Origin of the sequence: Streptomyces sp. AN091965 (assembly GCF_022698285.1) — a bacterium.
Classification (GTDB): Bacteria; Actinomycetota; Actinomycetes; order Streptomycetales; family Streptomycetaceae; genus Streptomyces.
Window position 1 is genome coordinate 4,251,386 of sequence record NZ_JALDMY010000001.1, and the last position, 19,674, is coordinate 4,271,059.

The window sequence follows — 19,674 nt, forward strand, 5'->3', positions numbered from 1 at the left end:
GGCGTCGCGGGGGCGCTCAGCGCACCGTCTCGTCCTCGTGGCGCTCCTCGCGGTGCGTCGGCGTCCGCGAGAGGAACAGCCCGAACACCGGCGGCTTCCCCTGGAGCATCTCCAGGCGGCCCCCGTCCGCTTCGGCCAGATCCCGGGCCACGGCGAGGCCGATCCCCGTCGAGTTGCGGCCGCTGATGGTGCGCTCGAAGATCCGCGCGCCGAGGTCGGCGGGCACGCCCGGGCCGCTGTCCGTGACCTCGACGACCGCCTGGTTGCCGGTGACGCGGGTGCGCAGGGCCACGGTGCCGCCGCCGTGCATCAGCGAGTTCTCGATCAGTGCCGCCAGGACCTGGGCGACCGCGCCCGGCGTACCGACGGCCTGGAGGTGGCGCTTGCCGGAGCTGACGATGGCGCGGCCCGCGCTGCGGTAGGCGGGGCGCCACTCCTCCAGCTGCTGCTTGATCACCTCGTCCAGGTCGAAGGAGACCGCGGAGCCCGTGCGGGGGTCGCGGGAGTTGGTGAGCAGCCGCTCCACGACGTCGGTGAGCCGCTCCACCTGGGTCAGGGCGATCGTCGCCTCCTCCTTCACCGTGTCCAGGTCGTCGGTCACGGCGATCTCCTCCAGGCGCATGGACAGGGCGGTCAGCGGGGTGCGCAGCTGGTGGGAGGCGTCGGCGGCGAGGCGGCGCTCGGCGGTGAGCATGCGGGCGATCCGCTCCGCGCTGGCGTCCAGGACGTCCGCGACCCGGTCGAGCTCCGGCACGCCGTAGCGGCGGTGGCGGGGGCGCGGGTCGCCCGAGCCCAGGCGCTCGGCGGTCTCGGCGAGGTCCGTGAGCGGGGAGGCGAGGCGGTTCGCCTGGCGCACGGCGAGCAGGACCGCGGCGATGATGGCGAGCAGGGCCACGCCGCCGATGATCAGCAGGGTGCGGCCGACCTCCTGGGTGACCGCGGTGCGGGGCTCCTCGACGGTGACCTTCTCGCCCTCCTCGCCGTCCTCCGTGGCCCGGATGACGTCGCCCGTCGGGCGGGTGCCGACCTCGATGGGGGCGCGGCCCGGAATGTCGATGCGGGCGTACCGCTCGGTGTCCACCTGCTCCCGCAGGATCGCCCCGCTGACGCGCTCGTCGCTGATCAGACGGCTGTCCACGATGCTCGCGAGGCGGACGGCCTCGGAGTTCACGCGCTCCTGGGCGCTGTTGCTGATCGTGCGGGTCTCGACGATCACCAACGAGACGCCGAAGACGGCGATCACTACGAGTACGACGGCGAGGGTCGAGTTGATGAGGCGACGACGCACGAGGCCCTCCGGCCGGGCAGGGGGACGGACCTGACCAGTGTGCCCCTCCCCGGCGGGGGCCCGGTCGCCCTCGGCCCTTGCCCTGGCCTGGGCGGGGCCCCATGTTCCGGTTGCCCGGCAGCTCGGCGCTGTGCCCACCCGTCCCGCCCTGCGGGACGATTGCCCACAGCAAGGACGGCGTACGCCGTCAGGAAGGGGCTACGACTTCTCGAAGCGGAAGCCGACTCCTCGGACCGTGGCGATGTAGCGGGGGTTCGCCGCGTCGTCGCCGAGCTTCTTGCGGAGCCAGGAGATGTGCATGTCGAGGGTCTTGGTGGAGGACCACCACGTCGTGTCCCAGACCTCGCGCATCAGCTGGTCCCGGGTGACGACCCGCCCCGCGTCCCGGACTAGTACCCGCAGGAGGTCGAACTCCTTCGCCGTGAGCTGGAGTTCCTCCTCGCCCATCCAGGCCCGGTGCGACTCGACGTCGATCCGCACCCCGTGCGTGGCGGGCGGCTGCGCCGGCTCCGTGGCGCCGCGCCGCAGCAGGGCCCGGACCCGGGCGAGCAGCTCGGCGAGCCGGAACGGTTTGGTGACGTAGTCGTCGGCGCCCGCGTCGAGCCCGACAACGGTGTCGACCTCGTCGGCGCGCGCGGTGAGGATGAGGATCGGCACCGTGTGCCCCTCGGCGCGCAGCCGCCTCGCGACCTCCAGGCCGTCCATGCCGGGCAGGCCCAGGTCGAGCACGACCAGGTCCACGCTGCCCTGCAGCCCGGCGTCGAGGGCGGTGGGGCCGTCCTCGCGCACTTCGACCTCGTAGCCCTCGCGGCGCAGTGCGCGGGCCAGCGGCTCCGAGATGGACGCGTCGTCCTCGGCGAGCAGTACACGGGTCATGGAGTGATGGTAGTCCGCTGCGGACGGCCGCCGAAGGGTGATCGCCAGGAGCGGGCGCGGCATGCGCCGGGGGTCCGTCCGGGGCGGCCCCCCAGGACCGGAAGATCACAATCCAGGATGCGATCCTTGGATACACCTCGGGGACACCTTGGAATGTGCTCCATTGGTTCCTAGGTCACCTGTGATCCATGTCTCAACTCCTTCCAAATCACGCTCTGTCGTGGCGTATGGTGGCGAGACGCCTGTAGCACTACTCAAGGACCTTTGGCCCGCTATTGCGCGCCAAGGGTCCTTCTGTGTGTGGGCTGGTGATCATCAGCCTGAAAGCAATGACCTGTGGTCGGGCCCCGCTCGCGAAGATGCGTCCGGGGTGTGGATCTCGGTGTCGCCGTCTCTCGTGCTCCGCCCAGCGGACCGGTTCCCCTCGCAGGCGTGGGGGGTGGACGGTCCGGCGCCGGTGCCGACCGCCCCCACCGGGCGCGCCCACGGCGGCCTCGCCACGCGCGTCCCGACACCACGAGGATCGACCCATGGCGTCCAGCCTGACGAAGGACTCGGCCAGCACTCCTGGCTCCGAGAAGACCTTCTTCGGCCACCCCCGCGGCCTGGCCACTCTCTTCATGACCGAGATGTGGGAGCGCTTCAGCTTCTACGGCATGAAGGCCCTGCTCCCCTTGTACCTGGTCGCGCCCGGCGGCATGGACATGAACGCCGCCACAGCCACGGCGATCTTCTCGATCTACATGGCGATGGTCTATCTGCTCGCCCTGCCGGGCGGCTGGTTCGCGGACCGCCTGTGGGGCCCGCGCAAGACGATCACGATAGCCGCTCTGGTGATCATGCTCGGTCACCTCACGCTCGCGCTGCCCGGCCAGGCGATGTTCTTCCTCGGCCTGGTCTTCGTGGCGATCGGCTCCGGCCTCCTGAAGGCCAACATCTCCACGATGGTGGGCCACCTCTACAACGGCCCGGACGACCCGCGCCGCGACGGCGGCTTCACGGTCTTCTACATCGGCATCAACCTGGGCGCCTTCTTCGCCCCGCTGGCCATCGGCACCGTCGGTGAGAAGGTCAACTGGCACCTGGGCTTCGCCATCGCCGCCTTCGGCATGGGCCTCGGCCTGATCCAGTTCCTGCTCGGCGGCCGCCACCTGAGCCCGCAGAGCAGCGTCGTGCCGAAGCCGGTGCCGCGCGCCGAGCTCATGGGCCTGGTCCGCAAGGCCATGCTGTGGATCATCGCCGCCGTCGTCTTCTACGGCGTCGCCGTCGCCACGGACGTCTACACCCTGAACTGGGCCATCGTCCCGATCACGGTCTCCGGTCTGCTCATCCCGATCTGGGTCCTGACCAAGATCAAGCGCGACAAGTCGCTGGACGAGACCGAGCAGTCCAAGATGACGGCGTACATCTGGTTCTTCGTGGCCGCCGCGATCTTCTGGATGATCTACGACCAGGGCGCGTCCACCGTGGCCCTGTTCGGCAAGAACTCCACCGACACCTCGATCTTCGGCTTCGACTTCCCGGTCTCCTGGTTCCAGTCGGTCAACCCGGTCCTGATCATGGCCCTGGCCCCGGTCGTCGCCTGGATCTGGCTGGCGCTCAACCGGCGCGGCCAGGAGCCGAACTCGGTCGTGAAGTTCGCCTCCGGTCTCTTCATCGTCGGCGTCTCGTTCTTCGTCTTCCTGATCCCGCTGTCCATGGCGGGCGACGGCGACAAGGTCGGCGCGTACTGGATCGTCGCGATCTACTTCATCCACACCGTCGGCGAGCTGTGCGTCTCCCCCGTCGGCCTGTCGGTCACCACGAAGATGGCCCCGCAGAAGTACGCCTCCCAGATGCTGGGCGTCTGGTTCCTCGCCGTCACCGCCGGTGACTGCACCACGGGTCTGCTCTCCATCGCCGGTGTCGACCTGAACAAGTCCGGCGTGGTCGCCATGGAGGCCACGATGGCGGTCATCGCGGCCGTCGCGGTGTTCATGTACCGCAAGAAGGTCAAGGCGCTCATGGGCGACGTGCACTAGTCGCTTCGCCGGAGCCGCAGTGATGAACCTGCGGGCCGTCCGGGCTGGTCGCGCCCACGCGGCGGAGCCGCACATGGACACGGCCCCGCGCCGCGGCGGAACCACTCGCCGGCACCACACCCGTACGAACTGAGGGCCGCCGCACCACCCGGTGCGGTGGCCCTCGGGCTTTCCCGGGGCGGCGCGGTGTCCGCCGGTGCAGCATCGGGCCATGACCGTACGCCGGACGCTCCTGACCCTCGCCCTGTGCGGCACGCTCCTGTCGTCCAGCGCGGCCGCCGAGGCCTCGCCCACGCCCGGACGCACGTACTCCTACGGGGCCCACCCGCGCCAGACCGTGACCGTGTACGGCCACGGCGGCACGGCCCTGGTGATCCTGCACGGCGGCTCGTGGGCGCGGGACAACGACTGGAGCGGCTGGTCCCGGTGGTTCGCCGCGCGCGGCTTCACCGTGTACGAGACCGACTACCGGCTCTCCTCGGACGCCGTCTGGCCCGCGCAGCGCACCGACGTCCTGGCCGCCCTGCGCTGGATCTCCCGCCGCGAGGGGCCGGGCGCGCCCCGGCCCCTGCTGCTCGGCTCGTCGGCGGGCGGGCACCTCGCCGTGAGCGTCGGGGCGTACCGCGACGGGCGCGCCCGCACCCGGGGCGTGGTCGCCCTCTCCCCCGTCGCCTCGCCGTACCGGGCCTGGCGCGACGGCACCGTGCCGGGCGCCACGGACCAGCGGCGGGCGCTGGCCCGGGCGGCGAAACGTCTCGCCGGGTGCGACCCGGACCGCGCCGGGCAGCCCTGCCGGGAGCGCTGGGACGACCTGACGGCCGCCTCCCACGCGTCGGGCGCGCGGGACGCTCCGCTGTACCTGGTGCACTCGGCGGGCGACTTCGTGCCGCCCGCGCACTCCGCGGACCTCGCCTCGGCGCAGCGGCGCGCGGGGCTGCGGGACGTGAGCGTACGTACGCTGCCCGGCTCGGCGCACGGTGGGGCGCTGCTGCGGGAGCGGGGGATTACCGCCGGGGTGCTGCGGTGGCTGCGGGACCGTTGAGCGTCTGCCGCGCCGTCGTGGCTGGTCGCGCCCGCGCGGCGGAGCCGCACAGAGACACAGCCCCGCGCCCCTTCGGGGCGCTTCAGCGCAGCCGTCCGCGCCTCCTCGGCAGGTACGTGAACACCGCGCCGCCCAGGAGGACCGCGGTGCCCGCGATCAGGCCCAGTGCCCGTAGCGCGCCGTTGTCGTCGGCGCCGGTGTCGGCGAGGCCGCCGCCGGAGCCCGAGCCGGAGCCGGAGCCGGAGCCGGAGCCCGAGCCGCCTGTCGTGCCGCCCGGCTGCGCGGAGGTGTCGAGCACCAGGGACACCCCGGTCTTCGCGGGCGTACAGGTGGTGGTCGTGCCGAGGGCCTTCACGGTGAGGACGCCGGGCGAGAGCGTGGCCTTGCCGTCGGCGCCCGGGGTGTAGGTGCCGGTCAGGTTCGGGACGGCGATCGGGGCGCCGGACCTGATGGGCTCCTTGTTGGCGGGGCCCGCGACGGGCACCGTGCCCTTGTCGGCGCCGCCGAGGAGCACGGCCATGGAGGGCTTCACCGCGCCCGCGGGGATGTCGGCCGGGCTGTCCATCACGGACTTCTTGAACCGCACGGTCAGGCCGTACTTCCCGCCGTCCTTCCGGGCGTCGATCTGCACCGGCGAGGTGGCCTCCTTGTCGCCGATCGGCGTCTTGCACTTGTACGGGACCTGCACCTCCTTGCCGGGGAAGTCGGTCTGGCCGTCGCCGCCACCGGAGGAGCCCCCGGCGGACCCGCCGGAGGAGCCGCCGGAGGAGCCGCCGGACGAGCCACCCGTCGTACCGCCCGAAGTGCCGCCGCTGTCACCGCCGCCGGAGGTCGTGCCGCCCGAAGTGCCGCCGGAGGACCCACCGGAGGACCCGCCGGAGGACCCGCCGGACGTCCCGCCCGAGGAGCCCCCGGACGTGCCGCCGCCGTCGGTCACCTTGATGGTCACGGCGGCCTTCACGGCCTCCTCGGGCTTGCACTTGGTGTCCGTGGAGATCGGCTTGTTCACGTTGATGTCGTACGCGCCCGGGGTCAGCGTCACCTCGCCCGGCGCGGTCAGCTTCAGCTTGCCCCTCATGTCGGACAGGACCATCGCGCCGCCCTTGGGGATGGGCGGATTGGTGCGGGTCCCCTCGACCTTCAGGGCGCCGCTCTGGGCGCCGCCCACCGCGACGGTGCCGGTCGGCAGGACGGTGTCCTTGCCGAGGTCGAGGATGTCGGGGTTCTTCGAGGCGGCCTCGACCGTCTTCCACACCACCTCGACCTCGTCGCCGACCTTCGCCTCCGCGGGCGCCGTCACGTCCACCTTCGTGGTGCCGTGCACCGGCGGCAGATTGGAGATCGGCGGCGGCACGCACTCGGTCTTGTACGCGACCTCGGCGGCGCTCGCCGGGCCCGCCGCGCCGAACACGGCGAGGCCCGCGCCGCCGAGCGCCAGGGCGACCGAGGCCGCGGCCGCTCTCGTCCGGGGTGGTGTCCGCCTTCCCGCCCTCGCGCTCCGTTGCGTCGGCTTCCTTGTCACGGCTTTCCTTTCGTCGGGGGGCCGTTGTCGGACGGTGCGGAGAGCTGTCCCGCCGGTGCGCCCGGATCGGTCTCCGGGGTGAACCACGGCAGGCCGGTGGAGGAGGCCCCGGCGTCCCGGGAGGTGGGTGCCGGGTCGTCGTCGGCGGCGGTGTCCGTCCTCCTGAGCAGCGCCGCCTTGGCGAGCAGGGCGTTCTTCGTGAGCCGGGTGCCGCCGGGCAGGGCCGCGGTGACGCGCCGCGTGCGGTGGCGGCCCTGCGGGCGGCCGCCGGGCCCCTTGGCGGGGCGGAGCCGGTCGACGGCCACCATGCCGACGCGGAAGACGGCCGCGGGCACCACGAGGGCGAGGAGCACCCAGAACAGCGTCACGCCCCAGGGCCGCCCCACGCCCCACGGCTGCTCGGCGAGGACCTCGCTGCCGTACCGGAGCGAGACCAGGTAGTCGCCGTGGGCGCCCGCGGGCAGCTCGACCGGAAGCCTGATCCTGGCCTTCGCGCCGGGCGCGATGGTGCCGCGCCACTGCTGCTGCTCCCACTGCGGGGCGAACACGCCGTGGGAGGTGCCGACCTGGAAGACCGGGTTCCTGACCGGCGCGGTGCCCAGGTTGCCCACCGTGACCACCAGCTGCCGCGCGGGCGGGGAGCCGAACCACGTGAGGAGGCCGCTCGACCCGTCGAGCCGGGTGTCCGCCAGCACGGCGAGCCGCCCGCCGCGCGGCTTCCGCAGCGGCTTCACCGGATGCCCCGCGACCGTGAACGCCGCGTCCACCGCGGCCTTGTCGCCGGTCACCGTGGCCACGTGCACGACGCACGGGCAGGGCTTCGGCGGCTCGGCGACGGGCAGCCGCTTGCGGAAGGTGCCGTCGCCGCCGGTGGTGACGGCACGGCCCTCGGCGTTGGCGCAGGAGTTGGTGCCGCCGGGCACCCCCGCGGCGGGCGTGCCCTGCCCGCAGACGAGCATCATGAGCAGCGCGCGCGGCCGCCACCCCTTGCCGGTCACGGTGACCGAGCCGCCGGTGCCCGCCTGGGGCTTGGAGAGCGTCACCGCCGGCTTCGGCTCGGCCGCGGCGCCCGGTACGGCCCCGAGCAGCGCGCAGGCCAGGGCGAGGACCAGGGCCGACGCGCAGCCGCGCGCCCACGTCCGCTGTGCGTTCACGGCTTGCCTCCCGTCCCCGTGGCCGCCGGCTCCCGCTCCGCCGCCGCTGCCGTCTCCGATTCCGCCGCCGCTGTCGTCTCCGCCGGTGGGCCGGTGTCCTGTCTCCGGCGGCGTACGACGTGCCGTACGGCGCACCACGCGGCGACGCCCGCCGCGACGGCACCGGCGCCCGCGCCCACGGCGGCGGGCCACGGCACGAGGCGCGCGGACGCGGAACCCTCGGCCCGCGCCCCGCCCGCCGCCGTGACCGTCAGGCGCACGTCCACGGCGTCGAACGACGGCACATCGGGCCACGGCTCGCTCAGCGTGACCCGGCCGCCGGGCGCGATCCGCGCGGGCACCCGGTGCGGCGCCCGGTCGAGCAGCTGCCCGAAGACGCCGTCGGCCCGTACCGCGACGCGCGGCGTAAGCACCGTGTTGCCCCGGTTCACCAGCTCGTACGTGATCCGCTCCGCGTCCGCGTCGAGGCGTACGCGCTCCACGGTCAGCGCGGCCAGGGCGGGCCCGGCCACCCTCAGGCGCAGGGGCACCCGGGCGTCCCGGCCGCCGCCGCGCGCGACGACCGCGCCGGAGCGGTCGCCCGGCGCGGCCCCCTTCGGCACCGCCACGGTGAACGGGACGTCGGCCCGGGTGCGCGGCGGCACCGTCACCTTCCGCCGGGCGAAGGCCATCCACGCCCCCATGCCGTCGGGACCGGTGCCGCGCAGGGTCACCGTGCGGGGCCGCGCGCTCCGGTTCGTGACGGACACCTTGTCCTCGACGACGGCACCGGGCGCGCCCTCCGCGTACAGGGAGGGCCGTGCGGAGCCCGCGGGCGCCAGCGACCAGCCGCCGCCGTCGGCCGCGCGGGCGAGGGGCGCGGCAGCGCACGCGAGCAGCGCCCCGGCCACGGCGAGCGCCCGCGCGGCGGCCCGCACCCGCATCGCCCGCGTCCCCGCCCTCAGCGCGGCGCCTGGTTCCGGCGCGTCAGCCACAGCACCCCGGCCGCGCCCGCGAGCAGCACCGTGCCGCCGAGCGTGCCGAGCGCGATCGCGGAGTCGGCGGGTCCGGTCTGCGGCAGGTCCTCGCCGCCGGACGGCGTGCCCTGCGAACCGTCGGACGTGTCGCCGGAGCCGGAGCCGGAGCCCGGGTCGGAACCGGAACCGGCGCCGGATCCCGAGCCCGCGCCGGAGCCGGCGTCCGAGCCGCTCCCCTTCACGTTCAGGGTCAGCGACGGCTTCGGGTCGTTCGCGGGGGTGCACGTCGTCGTCGTACCGAGGGCCTTGATGGTGAGGACACCGGCGGTGAAGGTGACCTTGCCGGACTTCTTGGGCGTGTACGTGCCCGTCAGGGTGCTGATCTTGATGGGGGTGTTGGCCGGGACGGGCCCGGAGTTGGGCGGCCCCGACACCGGGACGGTGCCGCTCTCCGCGCCGCCGAGTTCGATGAGCGCGCTCGGCTTCATGGCGCCCTTGCCGAGTTCGACGGGGCTGGAGGAGACGCCCTTCTGGAAGGACATCGTGAGCTTGTAGCCGCTGCCGCTCTTGACGCTCTTGATGTCGATCGGCGAGACGGCGCCCTTGTTCCCGATGGGTGTCTTGCACTGGTAGTCGACGTCCTGGACCCCGGCCCGTGCGGCGGGTGCGGTCAGCAGCAGCGCCGATCCGGCCAGGGCGGCGGTGAGTGCGAGCGCGGCGGGTTTCCTCTGGTACGGCACCTCGTGGTCCCCTCATGCCGGTGGCGAAATCCGTGCCGCGCGCACTGATTTGCTGACGGCACATCAGATCGGGCGCTCAAGGTACGCCGGGGACCTTGTCGAGGGAAGACAAAGGACGCGCCGGATCCGTGGAGATCCGGCGCGTCCTTCGAACCGCTGGTAACCCTTGTGACTCCGGGCGCGGGCGCTAGCCCGGCGCCTCCAGCTCCGCCCACACCGTCTTGCCCGTCTCCCCAGGGGTCCGCACAACCCCCCAGTCCAGACAGAGCCGCTGCACGATGAACATGCCGTGCCCGCCGGGCCGCCCGGCCCGGTGCGGCGTGCGCGGCGCGGGCTGCCCGGCACCGCGGTCGGAGACCTCGATGCGCAGCGCCTTCCGGCCGCCGTCACAGGACAGCCAGAGCTCGTCGGGGCCCTCGGCGTGCAGGCAGGCGTTGGTGACCAGCTCGGAGACCACGAGCAGGACGTCCTCCGCCGCGGCGCGCCGGTCGGCGGTGGCCGCGGGCAGCCAGCCCCAGGCGTGCAGCGCCTCGCGGGTGAAGTCCCGCGAGAGCGGGACCACGCCGCTCGCGCCGTCCAGGCTCAGCCTGCGGACCTGGCGGCCCCCGGACCCGGGGGTGGCCGCGTGCGCGGGAGCGTCCGCGACAGCGGCCTCCGGCTCCGGGCCACGGTCGCCCGGCGAGTAAGGCCGGGTGGCGCTCATCAGCACTTCACCTCACCGACAAGAGGACTCTGGACAAGGACGGACCGCGGGAGCCCGGCGGCGGGGCCTTCGCCCGCCCGGCCGCTCCCCGGCCGCTTGCCATTTCTGACGTTTGATCCGACGTTGGTCTGCTGTTCGGTCCGGCGCCCGCCGAACGACGGCCGACTCCGGATTCAGGGTGACTCCTGCCCGGCCGAACCGGACGAACACCCATGGATTCGGTGGGAACCGTGTGACGCTGGTAACGCATTGGTCACACAGCGGCAACTGACACATAACGCTTCACGTCATCCGCCATATCGCCCCCACACACCTCGTACTCCCCACGAAGAGAGGTCCGGCTCAGTCGGCCAGCGCCGCTTCGAGCGTCTCGTGGACGGTGAAGACGGCGTCGGCCCCCGTGATCTCGAACACCCTGGCCACCACCGGCAGCATCCCGGCGAGATGCACGCCGCCGCCCGCGGCCTCGGCCTTGAGGCGGGCCCCGAGGAGCACGTTGAGACCCGTGGAATCACAGAACTCCAACCGTGAGCAGTCGACCACGAGGCGCGAGAAGCCCTCGTCGACGCAGCCCTCCAGCGGCTCGCGCAGCACATCGGCGGTGTGGTGATCGAGCTCACCCGCCGGAGTCACGACGGCGCTGCGGCCCTCTTTCCGGACTTCGACCAGAAGTCGGCCCCTGTGTGCGCTGCCGACCGTCCCGCGGTCCATGCCGTCACTCTCTTCCGACCGTTGGGCTGTTACTGGCGCGCGCCGTGACGCGCGATGACGCCCTTGAACATTACGCCTTCCGTACGCCCCGGGGTACCCGAACATCCCCCTGAATTCGGACATTTCGCCACGCAACGCACTTGCGACTCCGCGCCGGAAGCGGGTAGGGGTAGAAGAGACATCACCCGACCCGGACGGCCATGGAGGCGCCGCACACCGCAGTGCACGTAGTGGCATCGGCAGCCATATGCCGAGAACGATGGAGGACACCATGTCACCCCGGCTCGACGAATCGCGTACTGACCAAGCGACGTCGACACCCCCGCCGAACCGCACCCGAACCACGATCCCCGGCCCCGCCGAAGAGGCCCCGCCGGCGGCCGCGACGGACCCGTCGCGCCCCGACGAGCGGCCCGACTCACTCTCCGGGCTCCCCGAGATCCCCCCGTTCGACGAGGTGGGCCCCCTCGACGCGCGAGCCCTGTCCAAGACGCTCTTCGAGCGGCTCGAGGCCCTCGAAGAAGGCACCCACGCCTACGCGTACGTACGCAACACCCTCGTCGAGCTCAACCTCGCCCTGGTGAAGTTCGCCGCCTCCCGGTTCCGCTCCCGCAGCGAGCCGATGGAGGACATCATCCAGGTCGGCACCATCGGCCTGATCAAGGCGATCGACCGCTTCGAGCTCAGCCGCGGCGTCGAGTTCCCCACCTTCGCGATGCCGACCATCGTCGGCGAGATCAAGCGCTTCTTCCGCGACACCTCGTGGTCGGTGCGCGTGCCGCGACGGCTCCAGGAGCTCCGCCTCGACCTCGCCAAGGCGGGTGACGAACTCGCGCAGCAGCTCGACCGCTCGCCGACGGTGGCCGAGCTCGCCGAGCGCCTCGGCCTCTCGCACGACGAGGTCGTCGAGGGCATGGCGGCGTCCAACGCCTACACCGCCAGCTCCCTCGACGCGCAGCCCGAGGACGACGACTCCGAAGGCGCGCTCGCCGACCGCATCGGCTACGAGGACCACGGGCTCGAAGGCATCGAGTACGTCGAGTCGCTGAAGCCGCTGATCGCCGAACTGCCGCCGCGGGACCGGAAGATCCTCTCCCTGCGGTTCGTGGCGAACATGACCCAGTCGGAGATCGGCGAGGAGCTGGGCATCTCCCAGATGCACGTCTCGCGTCTGCTGTCCCGCACGCTGGTGCGGCTGCGCAGAGCTCTGACGGTCGAGGAGTAGCGGCACCCCACCGGCGCTCCGCGCCCCGTCCCTCGAACGCCGGAGGGGCTGGACGGTGCCGCTCGCGGCAGCGTTCGCCCCCTCCGGCGTTCGAGTTCCGGGGCCCCTGCCCCGGTCAGCCCTCCGTACGCGCCCGCATCACCAGCTTGTTCACCGCCCACAGGGCGATGCCGATCGCGAGCAGGACGCCCGCGCGGATGTAGACGTCGGCCGGGCGGTCGGCGAGCGGGCTCGCGAGGACGAGCGCGGTGATCGCGCCGAGCACGGGCAGGGCCGTGGGCGTGCGGAAGTGGTCGTGGTCCACGGGGTCCCTGCGCAGCACCAGGACGGCGACGTTGACGACGGCGAACACGCACAGGAGCAGGAACGCCGTGGTGTCGCCGAGGCCCTCGATCTCGCCGGTGGAGACCAGGCCGACGGCGAGCAGGGACACGAAGGCGATGCCCACGACCGGTGTGCGGCGACCGGCCAGGACGCGGCCCATGGAGCGCGGCAGGATGCGTTCGTTGGCCATGCCGTAGCAGAGGCGGGACGCCATCATGATGTTGATGAGGGCGGAGTTGGTGACCGCGAACAGGGCGATGAGCGCGAAGAGTTTGTGCGGGAAGTCGACGCCGCCCGCCTTCACGACCTCCAGGAGCGGTCCGCTGGAGCCCTCCAGGGTCTCGTAGTCCACCAGGAGCGAGGAGACCAGGGCGACCAGGACGTAGATGGTGCCGGTCACCGCCACGCCGATGAAGATCGCGCGCGGGAAGGTGCGGGTGGGGTCCTTGGTCTCCTCGGCCATGTTCACCGAGTCCTCGAAGCCGACGAAGGCGAAGAAGCCGAGCGCGGTGGCCCCGAGGACGCCCGTGAACAGGGCGTATCCGGTGCCGCTCGACTCGAACTCGGTGAGCCGCGACGGCTCTCCGTCCCCCGTGAGCACGGCCCACGCGCCGATTGCGAGGATGATCAGCAGACCGGTCAGCTCGACCACGGTCAGCACGACGTTCGTCTTCACCGACTCCGACACGCCCCGCAGGTTCAGCGCGGCGAGGGCGAGGATGAACACGATCGCCACCAGCGTCGGCGGCAGCGCGTCATCGGTCAGCTCGCTCAGATAGTCCCCGCTGAAGGCGCGGGCGGCCGCGCTCGCGGACGACAGGCCCGAGCACATCACCATGAACGCGATGATGAAGGTCAGGAAGGGGACCTTGAAGGCCTTCTGGGTGTAGAGCGCGGCGCCCGCCGCCTTGGGGTACTTGCCGACCAGTTCCACGTACGACGCGGCCGTCAGGATCGCCACGACGAAGCCGATGAGGAACGGCACCCACAGGGCGCCGCCCACCTTTCCCGCCACCTTGCCGGTGGTGGCGTAGATGCCGGTGCCGAGGATGTCGCCGATCACGAAGAGGATCAGCAGCTTGGGGCCGAGGACCCGGCGCAGACCGGGCTCCTCCTCGGCCGGTTGCGTGGTGGTACCGCTCGTTCCTGAAGTCGTCACAGGAGCCTCCCCCGAACGTGACCGGGAACTTCGGAAGGATCTCTTGCCCGGGACACGCCGGGACGATGCGGGAGTTGAGCAACATCAGAGCCCTCGACGGCGCCTCACAGCCCGTTCAGCGCGTCCGGTACGCCGCCGCCCGCCTCCTCGACCAGCTCCGCGACCGGCTGCGGCGCGCGCACGGTGGCGAAGCGGACCGCACCGTCCGCCCCCGCGGCGAAGCCGTGGATCCCGGGCCGGGGCAGGCTGTTGTACGAGTAGTGCTGGGCGAAGTAGTAGGCGCCGGTGTCCAGGGCCGCCACGTGGTCGCCCGCTTCGAGCCGGGGCAGCGGGTGGTCGGCGGCGAGCAGGTCGCCCGCGAAGCAGGCCGGGCCCGCGACGTCCTGGCCGACGGCGGGCCCCTGCTTGGGGCGGCCCTTGGCGTCGTACGCGGCGAGCCTCAGCGGCCAGGACTCGGGCGCGTACACCGTGCGGGTCGCCACCTGGACGCCCGCGTGGGTCAGCGCGATGGGCCGCCCACCCGCCTCCTTGACGTACTCGACGCGGGCGAGCAGCACCCCCTGCTTGGCGAGCAGCGAGCGGCCGAACTCGGTGACCAGGCCGTAGCGCCCGTCGAGCAGGCCGGGCACGCGCTCCTTGAGCAGGCGCGCGTACTGGCCGTGGGTCGGGCTCGCCTCGTCGGAGGCGAAGTTGACGGGCAGGCCGCCGCCGATGTCGACGGTGTCGATCTGGCGGCGCCCGGCGCGGGCGTTGATCTCCTCGGCGAGTTCGTACACCGCGGCGACGCCCCGCACGAGCAGGTCGAGGGGGATGCCCTGGGAGCCGGTGTGCGCGTGCAGCCGGGTCAGCCAGGGCCGGTCGAGATACGCCTGGACGAGCCAGTCGCGGCCGCCGTCGTCCCGCAGCGGCACGCCGAACTTAGAGGTCGCCGTCGCCGTGGAGAGCGCGCCGATGGAGCCCCCGCCGACCTGCGGGTTCACCCGGATCCCGAGCGGCGATCCGGTGGGCGCCGAGCGCACCAGGGCGTCGAGACGGGCCAGTTCCTGCGGGTTGTCGGCGTTGACGGCGATGCCGAGGGCGAGGGCCTCGCGCAGCTCGGCGGGGGTCTTGGCGGGCGAGTCGAGCACGGTGTGCGCGGGCGGCACCCCGGCGGCGCGGGCGAGGGCCAGCTCGCCGGGGCTCGCCACCTCGGCGCCGATGCCCTCCTCGTACAGCAGCCGCAGGACGGGCACCAGGGGCGTCGCCTTCACGGCGAAGGCGTGCAGGACGGGGGTGCCGGGCGGGGTGACCCCGGCGAAGGCGGCGCGCAGGGCGACGGCGGCCGCGCGGACGCCGGTGACGTCGACGAGGCCCGCGAGCGGGTCCTCGGGGCTCACCAGGCCCTGCTCGATCGCGGCGCGTACTGCTTGGTCCCGGCGGGCGGCGGCCTCCGCGCCCGGGGGACTCGTGGGATCGACGGTGGGGCCGGGAACCGTCGCGTCGTCGAGGCTCATGTGATCCACACAATCACCCGAGCGCCGCGTCCGCTGGCCCTACGGCGCTATTGACTAGAGCTATTCACCGACCGAGGATGTGAATAACAAGGTCACAGCCCGGAGGAGGCACCGCCATGTCAGGACCCCGCCCCGTACGAGCGCCGCGCGGCACCGAACTGAGCACCCTGGGATGGCAGCAGGAAGCCGCCCTGCGCATGCTCCAGAACAACCTCGACCCCGAGGTCGCCGAGCACCCCGACAAGCTCGTCGTCTACGGCGGCACCGGCAAGGCGGCCCGCGACTGGCGCTCCTTCGACGCGATGGTGCGCACGCTCAGGACCCTCAAGCAGGACGAGACCATGCTGGTCCAGTCCGGCCGTCCCGTCGGCGTGATGCAGACCCACGAGTGGGCGCCGCGCGTGCTCATCGCCAACTCCAACCTGGTCGGCGACTGGGCGAACTGGGAGGAGTTCCGCCGCCTGGAGCAGCTCGGCCTCACCATGTACGGCCAGATGACGGCCGGTTCCTGGATCTACATCGGCACCCAGGGCATCCTCCAGGGCACGTACGAGACCTTCGCGGCCGTCGCGGCGAAGAAGTTCGGCGGCACGCTCGCCGGGACCATCACGCTCACCGCCGGGCTCGGCGGCATGGGCGGCGCCCAGCCGCTGGCCGTCACCATGAACGACGGCGTCGCGATCTGCATCGACTGCGACCCGCGCGCCATCGAGCGCCGCATCGAGCACCGCTACCTCGACGTGAAGGCGGACTCCCTGGAGCACGCGCTCCAGCTCGCCACCGAGGCCCGCGACGCCCGCCGCCCGCTCTCCATCGGCCTGCTCGGCAACGCGGCGGAGCTGCTGCCGCGCATGCTCGCCGAGGGCGCGCCCGTCGACATCGTCACGGACCAGACGAGCGCCCACGACCCGCTCGCCTACCTCCCCGTCGGCGTCGACTTCGACGACATGGCGACGGCCGCCGAGAAGGACCCGGCGGGCTTCACCACCCGCGCCCGCGAATCCATGGCCCGGCACGTCGAGGCCATGGTCGGCTTCATGGACGCGGGCGCCGAGGTCTTCGACTACGGCAACTCCATCCGCGGCGAGGCCCAACTGGCGGGTTATGACCGGGCGTTCGCCTTCCCCGGCTTCGTCCCCGCGTACATCCGGCCGCTGTTCTGCGAGGGCAAGGGCCCGTTCCGCTGGGCGGCGCTCTCGGGCGAGGCCTCGGACATCCACAAGACCGACAAGGCGCTCCTCGACCTCTTCCCGGAGAACGAGTCACTGCACCGCTGGATCAAGATGGCGGGCGAGCGCGTCCACTTCCAGGGCCTGCCCGCCCGCATCTGCTGGCTCGGCTACGGCGAGCGCGACAAGGCGGGTGAGCGCTTCAACGACATGGTGGCCTCCGGCGAGCTCCAGGCCCCGCTCGCCATCGGCCGCGACCACCTCGACTGCGGCTCGGTGGCCTCCCCGTACCGCGAGACCGAGGGCATGCGCGACGGCTCCGACGCCATCGCCGACTGGCCCCTCCTGAACGCCATGGTCAACGTGGCCTCCGGCGCCTCCTGGGTCTCCCTCCACCACGGCGGCGGCGTCGGCATGGGCCGCTCCATCCACGCGGGACAGGTCACGGTCGCCGACGGCACGCAGCTCGGGGGCGAGAAGATCCGCAGGGTCCTCACCAACGACCCGGGCATGGGCGTGATCCGGCATGTGGACGCGGGGTACGAGGGCGCCGAGGCCGTGGCCTCCGAGCGCGGGGTCCGCGTGCCCATGCGGGAGGGCGAGTGACCGCCACCGATCGGCCCGCGGCCTCGTCCTCGAACGCCGGACGGGCTGATTCCGTCGCTGGTACCGGCCCGAATCCCCCCTCGTTCCAGCAGATGTGGCGCGAGCTGCGCCCCATCGGCCGCAACGCCGAAACAGGCGGGTACCGCCGCTACGCCTGGACCGGGGCCGACGCCGACTGCCGGACCTGGTTCCAGGAGCAGGCCGAGAGCCGGGGGCTCGCGTACGAGACGGACCGGAACGGCAACCAGTGGGCGTGGCTCGGCGACCCGGCCGCGGGGGACGCCGTCGTCACCGGCTCGCACCTGGACTCCGTCCCCGACGGCGGCGCCTTCGACGGCCCCCTCGGCGTCGTCTCGGCCTTCGCCGCGCTCGACGAACTCCGCGCCAGGGGCGTCGAGTTCACCCGGCCCCTCGCCCTCACCAACTTCGGCGACGAGGAGGGGGCCCGCTTCGGCCTGGCCTGCGTCGGCTCCCGGCTCACGGCCGGGCAGCTCACCAAGGAGCAGGCGTACGAGCTGCGCGACGGGGACGGCGTACGCCTGCCGGAGGCGATGGAGGCCGCCGGGTACGACCCGGCGGTGATCGGCCCGGACCCCGGGCGGCTCGCCCGGATCGGCGCGTTCGTGGAGCTGCACGTGGAGCAGGGCCGGGCCCTTGACCTGTCCGGCGACGAGGTCGGCATCGCCAGCGCCATCTGGCCGCACGGCCGCTGGCGCTTCGACTTCCGCGGCGAGGCCAACCACGCGGGCACCACCCGGCTCGTCGACCGCCGTGACCCGATGCTGAGCTACGCGGAGACGGTCCTCGCGGCCCGCCGCGAGGCGGAGCTCGCGGGCGCGGTGGCGACGTTCGGCAAGATCTCCGTCGAGCCCAACGGCGTCAACGCCATCCCGTCCCTGGTGCGCGGCTGGCTCGACTCGCGCGCAGCCGACCAGGAGACGCTCGACACCGTGGTGACGGCGGTCGAGAAGGCGGCCCGCGAGTACGCGGACCGGCACGGCGTCGACCTCGCCGTCGTCCGCGAGTCGTTCACACCGGTCATCGAGTTCGAGCACGCGCTGCGCGACGAGCTGGGCGTGCTCCTGCGCGGGCGCACCGGCCGCGAGGTGCCCGTGCTCGGCACCGGCGCCGGGCACGACGCGGGCATCCTCTCCGCGTCCGTCCCGACCGCCATGCTGTTCGTCCGCAACCCCACGGGCGTCTCGCACTCCCCCGCCGAGCACGCGGCGGAGGACGACTGCGTCGCCGGGGTGCGGGCGCTCGCCGACGTACTGGAGGGCCTGGCGTGCCGGTGACGCACACGTACTGGGCGGAGCACGCCTGGCTGGAGCCGGTCGTGGAGCCCGGCGTGGCGCTCGACGTGGGCGCGGACGGGCGGATCGCCGCCGTCCGCACCGGCGTCCAGGCCCCGCCGCCGGGCGCCACGGTGCTGCGCGGCCTGACCCTGCCCGGCCTGGCCAACGCCCACTCCCACGCTTTCCACCGGGCGCTGCGCTCCACCGTGCAGGTCGGCAGCGGCACGTTCTGGACCTGGCGCGAGGTCATGTACTCCGTGGCCGACCGGCTCACGCCGGAGACGTACCACGCGCTCGCGCGGGCGGTGTACGCGGAGATGGCGCTCGCCGGGATCACGGCCGTAGGCGAGTTCCACTACCTGCACCACGCGCCCGGCGGCAAGCGGTACGCCGACCCCAACGCCATGGGCGAGGCCCTGATCGCGGCCGCCGCCGACGCGGGCATCCGCATCACGCTCCTCGACACCGCGTACGTGGCCTCCGGCCTGCGCGACGCCGCCGAGGGCGCGCCGCCCGACCAGCACCAGCTGCGGTTCTCCGACGGCACGGCCCAGGCGTGGGCGGAGCGGGCCGCGCTGCTCAAGGACCGCGAGCACGCCCGCGTCGGCGCCGCGATCCACTCCGTACGGGCCGTGCCCGCGCGGCAGTTGGGCACCGTGGCCGAGTGGGCCGCGACGCGCGGCGCCCCGCTGCACGTCCACCTCTCCGAGCAGACCGCCGAGAACGAGGCGTGCCTCGCCGTGCACGGCCGCACGCCCACGCGGCTGCTCGCCGACCACGGGGTGCTCGGGGCACGCACGACGGGCGTGCACAACACCCATCTGACCGACGCCGACATCGCCCTGATCGGCGGCTCGGGCACCGGCACCTGCATGTGCCCCACCACCGAGCGGGACCTCGCCGACGGCATCGGGCCCGCGCCCGCCCTCCAGCGGGCGGGCAGCCCGCTCTCCCTCGGCAGCGACAGCCACGCCGTCATCGACCTCTTCGAGGAGGCGCGGGCGATGGAGCTCAACGAACGGCTCCGGACGCACACGCGGGGGCACTGGACGGCGGCCGCGCTGCTGCGGGCGGCGTCCGCCGACGGGCACGCGGCGCTCGGCTGGGCCGATGCCGGGGCCCTGGAGGCGGGGCGGCTCGCCGACTTCACCACGGTCGCGCTCGACTCCGTGCGGACCGCGGGGGCCGCGGCGCGGCTCGGGGCGGAGGTGGCGGTGTTCGCGGCGAGCGCGGCGGACGTGCGGCACACCGTGGTCGGGGGCCGCCACGTGGTCCGCGACGGCGCCCACACCCTCGTCCCCGACGTACCGTCGGCCCTGACCCAAGCGGTGACTGCCCTGCACTAGCCCGCGTGGGACGCCCCAGACCCGCCACCCGCCCCTTCCCGAAC

The 19,674-nt window shown here is 73.2% G+C and carries 16 protein-coding genes; 6 read left to right on the forward strand and 10 right to left on the reverse strand.

The genetic code is table 11. From position 1 onward, the window contains the following. Positions 1-16 precede the first annotated feature (16 nt). Positions 17-1,288, reverse strand: coding sequence for an ATP-binding protein (locus MQV74_RS17765; protein WP_242718853.1), 1,272 nt, complete (start codon positions 1,286-1,288; stop codon positions 17-19). Positions 1,289-1,486: 198 nt separating this feature from the next. After that, entirely contained in the window at positions 1,487-2,164 is a 678-nt protein-coding gene (locus tag MQV74_RS17770) for a response regulator transcription factor (RefSeq protein ID WP_016644465.1), read from the reverse strand. Positions 2,165-2,694: 530 nt separating this feature from the next. Between MQV74_RS17770 and MQV74_RS17775 the strand changes: the two genes are divergently transcribed. Together MQV74_RS17775 and MQV74_RS17780 are read left to right on the forward strand one after the other, a co-directional pair. Further along, complete coding sequence (locus MQV74_RS17775; RefSeq protein WP_242718855.1) at positions 2,695-4,185, forward strand: peptide MFS transporter; 1,491 nt, start codon at positions 2,695-2,697, stop codon at positions 4,183-4,185. 211 nt (positions 4,186-4,396) lie between these two features. Beyond that, positions 4,397-5,227 (forward strand): alpha/beta hydrolase family protein, encoded by an 831-nt coding sequence (locus MQV74_RS17780; RefSeq protein WP_242718857.1) that lies wholly within the window; start codon positions 4,397-4,399, stop codon positions 5,225-5,227. An 82-nt stretch (positions 5,228-5,309) separates the two neighbouring features. On the opposite strand, the gene MQV74_RS17785 is transcribed toward MQV74_RS17780, so the two are convergent. The 6 genes from MQV74_RS17785 to MQV74_RS17810 all read right to left on the reverse strand — a co-directional run bounded on the left by MQV74_RS17785 (position 5,310) and on the right by MQV74_RS17810 (position 11,013). Next, positions 5,310-6,665, reverse strand: a complete 1,356-nt coding sequence (locus tag MQV74_RS17785; RefSeq protein ID WP_242728790.1) for a hypothetical protein — start codon at positions 6,663-6,665, stop codon at positions 5,310-5,312. An 80-nt stretch (positions 6,666-6,745) separates the two neighbouring features. Continuing rightward, positions 6,746-7,903 carry a hypothetical protein gene (locus MQV74_RS17790; protein ID WP_242718859.1) on the reverse strand — a complete coding sequence of 386 codons (1,158 nt, stop codon included), beginning with the start codon at positions 7,901-7,903 and terminating at the stop codon, positions 6,746-6,748. Continuing rightward, on the reverse strand, positions 7,900-8,877 hold the full coding sequence (locus MQV74_RS17795; protein ID WP_242718861.1) for a COG1470 family protein: 978 nt from the start codon (positions 8,875-8,877) through the stop codon (positions 7,900-7,902). Before MQV74_RS17795 ends, MQV74_RS17790 begins: the two co-directional genes overlap by 4 nt. Further along, positions 8,844-9,599: an LPXTG cell wall anchor domain-containing protein gene (locus MQV74_RS17800; RefSeq protein ID WP_242718863.1), complete on the reverse strand. Its 756-nt coding sequence runs from the start codon at positions 9,597-9,599 to the stop codon at positions 8,844-8,846. Before MQV74_RS17800 ends, MQV74_RS17795 begins: the two co-directional genes overlap by 34 nt. A gap of 187 nt (positions 9,600-9,786) precedes the next feature. Continuing rightward, complete coding sequence (locus MQV74_RS17805) at positions 9,787-10,302, reverse strand: ATP-binding protein (protein WP_242718865.1); 516 nt, start codon at positions 10,300-10,302, stop codon at positions 9,787-9,789. A gap of 342 nt (positions 10,303-10,644) precedes the next feature. After that, positions 10,645-11,013: an STAS domain-containing protein gene (locus MQV74_RS17810; RefSeq protein ID WP_144003825.1), complete on the reverse strand. Its 369-nt coding sequence runs from the start codon at positions 11,011-11,013 to the stop codon at positions 10,645-10,647. Between the two features lie 271 nt (positions 11,014-11,284). Between MQV74_RS17810 and MQV74_RS17815 the strand changes: the two genes are divergently transcribed. Further along, the gene (locus MQV74_RS17815; RefSeq protein WP_242728792.1) at positions 11,285-12,238 is read left to right on the forward strand and encodes an RNA polymerase sigma factor SigF; all 954 of its coding nucleotides are present in this window, start codon (positions 11,285-11,287) and stop codon (positions 12,236-12,238) included. Between the two features lie 115 nt (positions 12,239-12,353). On the opposite strand, the gene MQV74_RS17820 is transcribed toward MQV74_RS17815, so the two are convergent. Together MQV74_RS17820 and MQV74_RS17825 are read right to left on the reverse strand one after the other, a co-directional pair. Continuing rightward, positions 12,354-13,721, reverse strand: a complete 1,368-nt coding sequence (locus tag MQV74_RS17820) for an APC family permease (protein ID WP_242718867.1) — start codon at positions 13,719-13,721, stop codon at positions 12,354-12,356. Between the two features lie 104 nt (positions 13,722-13,825). Then, positions 13,826-15,214: a diaminopimelate decarboxylase gene (locus MQV74_RS17825; RefSeq protein WP_242718869.1), complete on the reverse strand. Its 1,389-nt coding sequence runs from the start codon at positions 15,212-15,214 to the stop codon at positions 13,826-13,828. A gap of 116 nt (positions 15,215-15,330) precedes the next feature. Here MQV74_RS17825 and hutU point away from each other — a divergent pair, with 116 nt between their 5' ends. The 3 genes from hutU to MQV74_RS17840 all read left to right on the forward strand — a co-directional run bounded on the left by hutU (position 15,331) and on the right by MQV74_RS17840 (position 19,630). Next, positions 15,331-16,989: a urocanate hydratase gene (gene hutU / locus MQV74_RS17830; RefSeq protein WP_242718871.1), complete on the forward strand. Its 1,659-nt coding sequence runs from the start codon at positions 15,331-15,333 to the stop codon at positions 16,987-16,989. Between the two features lie 92 nt (positions 16,990-17,081). Further along, positions 17,082-18,284 carry an allantoate amidohydrolase gene (locus MQV74_RS17835; protein ID WP_242728794.1) on the forward strand — a complete coding sequence of 401 codons (1,203 nt, stop codon included), beginning with the start codon at positions 17,082-17,084 and terminating at the stop codon, positions 18,282-18,284. Further along, entirely contained in the window at positions 18,281-19,630 is a 1,350-nt protein-coding gene (locus MQV74_RS17840; RefSeq protein WP_242728796.1) for a formimidoylglutamate deiminase, read from the forward strand. The genes MQV74_RS17835 and MQV74_RS17840 overlap by 4 nt, the downstream gene beginning before the upstream one ends. Positions 19,631-19,674 lie beyond the last annotated feature (44 nt).

Excerpts from the sequence above, each read along its gene's own strand:
- hutU (WP_242718871.1), top strand. The coding sequence starts at position 15,331 with ATGTCAGGACCCCGCCCCGTACGAGCGCCGCGCGGCACCGAACTGAGC.
- MQV74_RS17770 (WP_016644465.1), bottom strand. The coding sequence starts at position 2,164 with ATGACCCGTGTACTGCTCGCCGAGGACGACGCGTCCATCTCGGAGCCG.
- MQV74_RS17815 (WP_242728792.1), top strand. The coding sequence starts at position 11,285 with ATGTCACCCCGGCTCGACGAATCGCGTACTGACCAAGCGACGTCGACA.
- MQV74_RS17775 (WP_242718855.1), top strand. The coding sequence starts at position 2,695 with ATGGCGTCCAGCCTGACGAAGGACTCGGCCAGCACTCCTGGCTCCGAG.
- MQV74_RS17825 (WP_242718869.1), bottom strand. The coding sequence starts at position 15,214 with ATGAGCCTCGACGACGCGACGGTTCCCGGCCCCACCGTCGATCCCACG.
- MQV74_RS17810 (WP_144003825.1), bottom strand. The coding sequence starts at position 11,013 with ATGGACCGCGGGACGGTCGGCAGCGCACACAGGGGCCGACTTCTGGTC.
- MQV74_RS17835 (WP_242728794.1), top strand. The coding sequence starts at position 17,082 with ATGTGGCGCGAGCTGCGCCCCATCGGCCGCAACGCCGAAACAGGCGGG.
- MQV74_RS17805 (WP_242718865.1), bottom strand. The coding sequence starts at position 10,302 with ATGAGCGCCACCCGGCCTTACTCGCCGGGCGACCGTGGCCCGGAGCCG.
- MQV74_RS17780 (WP_242718857.1), top strand. The coding sequence starts at position 4,397 with ATGACCGTACGCCGGACGCTCCTGACCCTCGCCCTGTGCGGCACGCTC.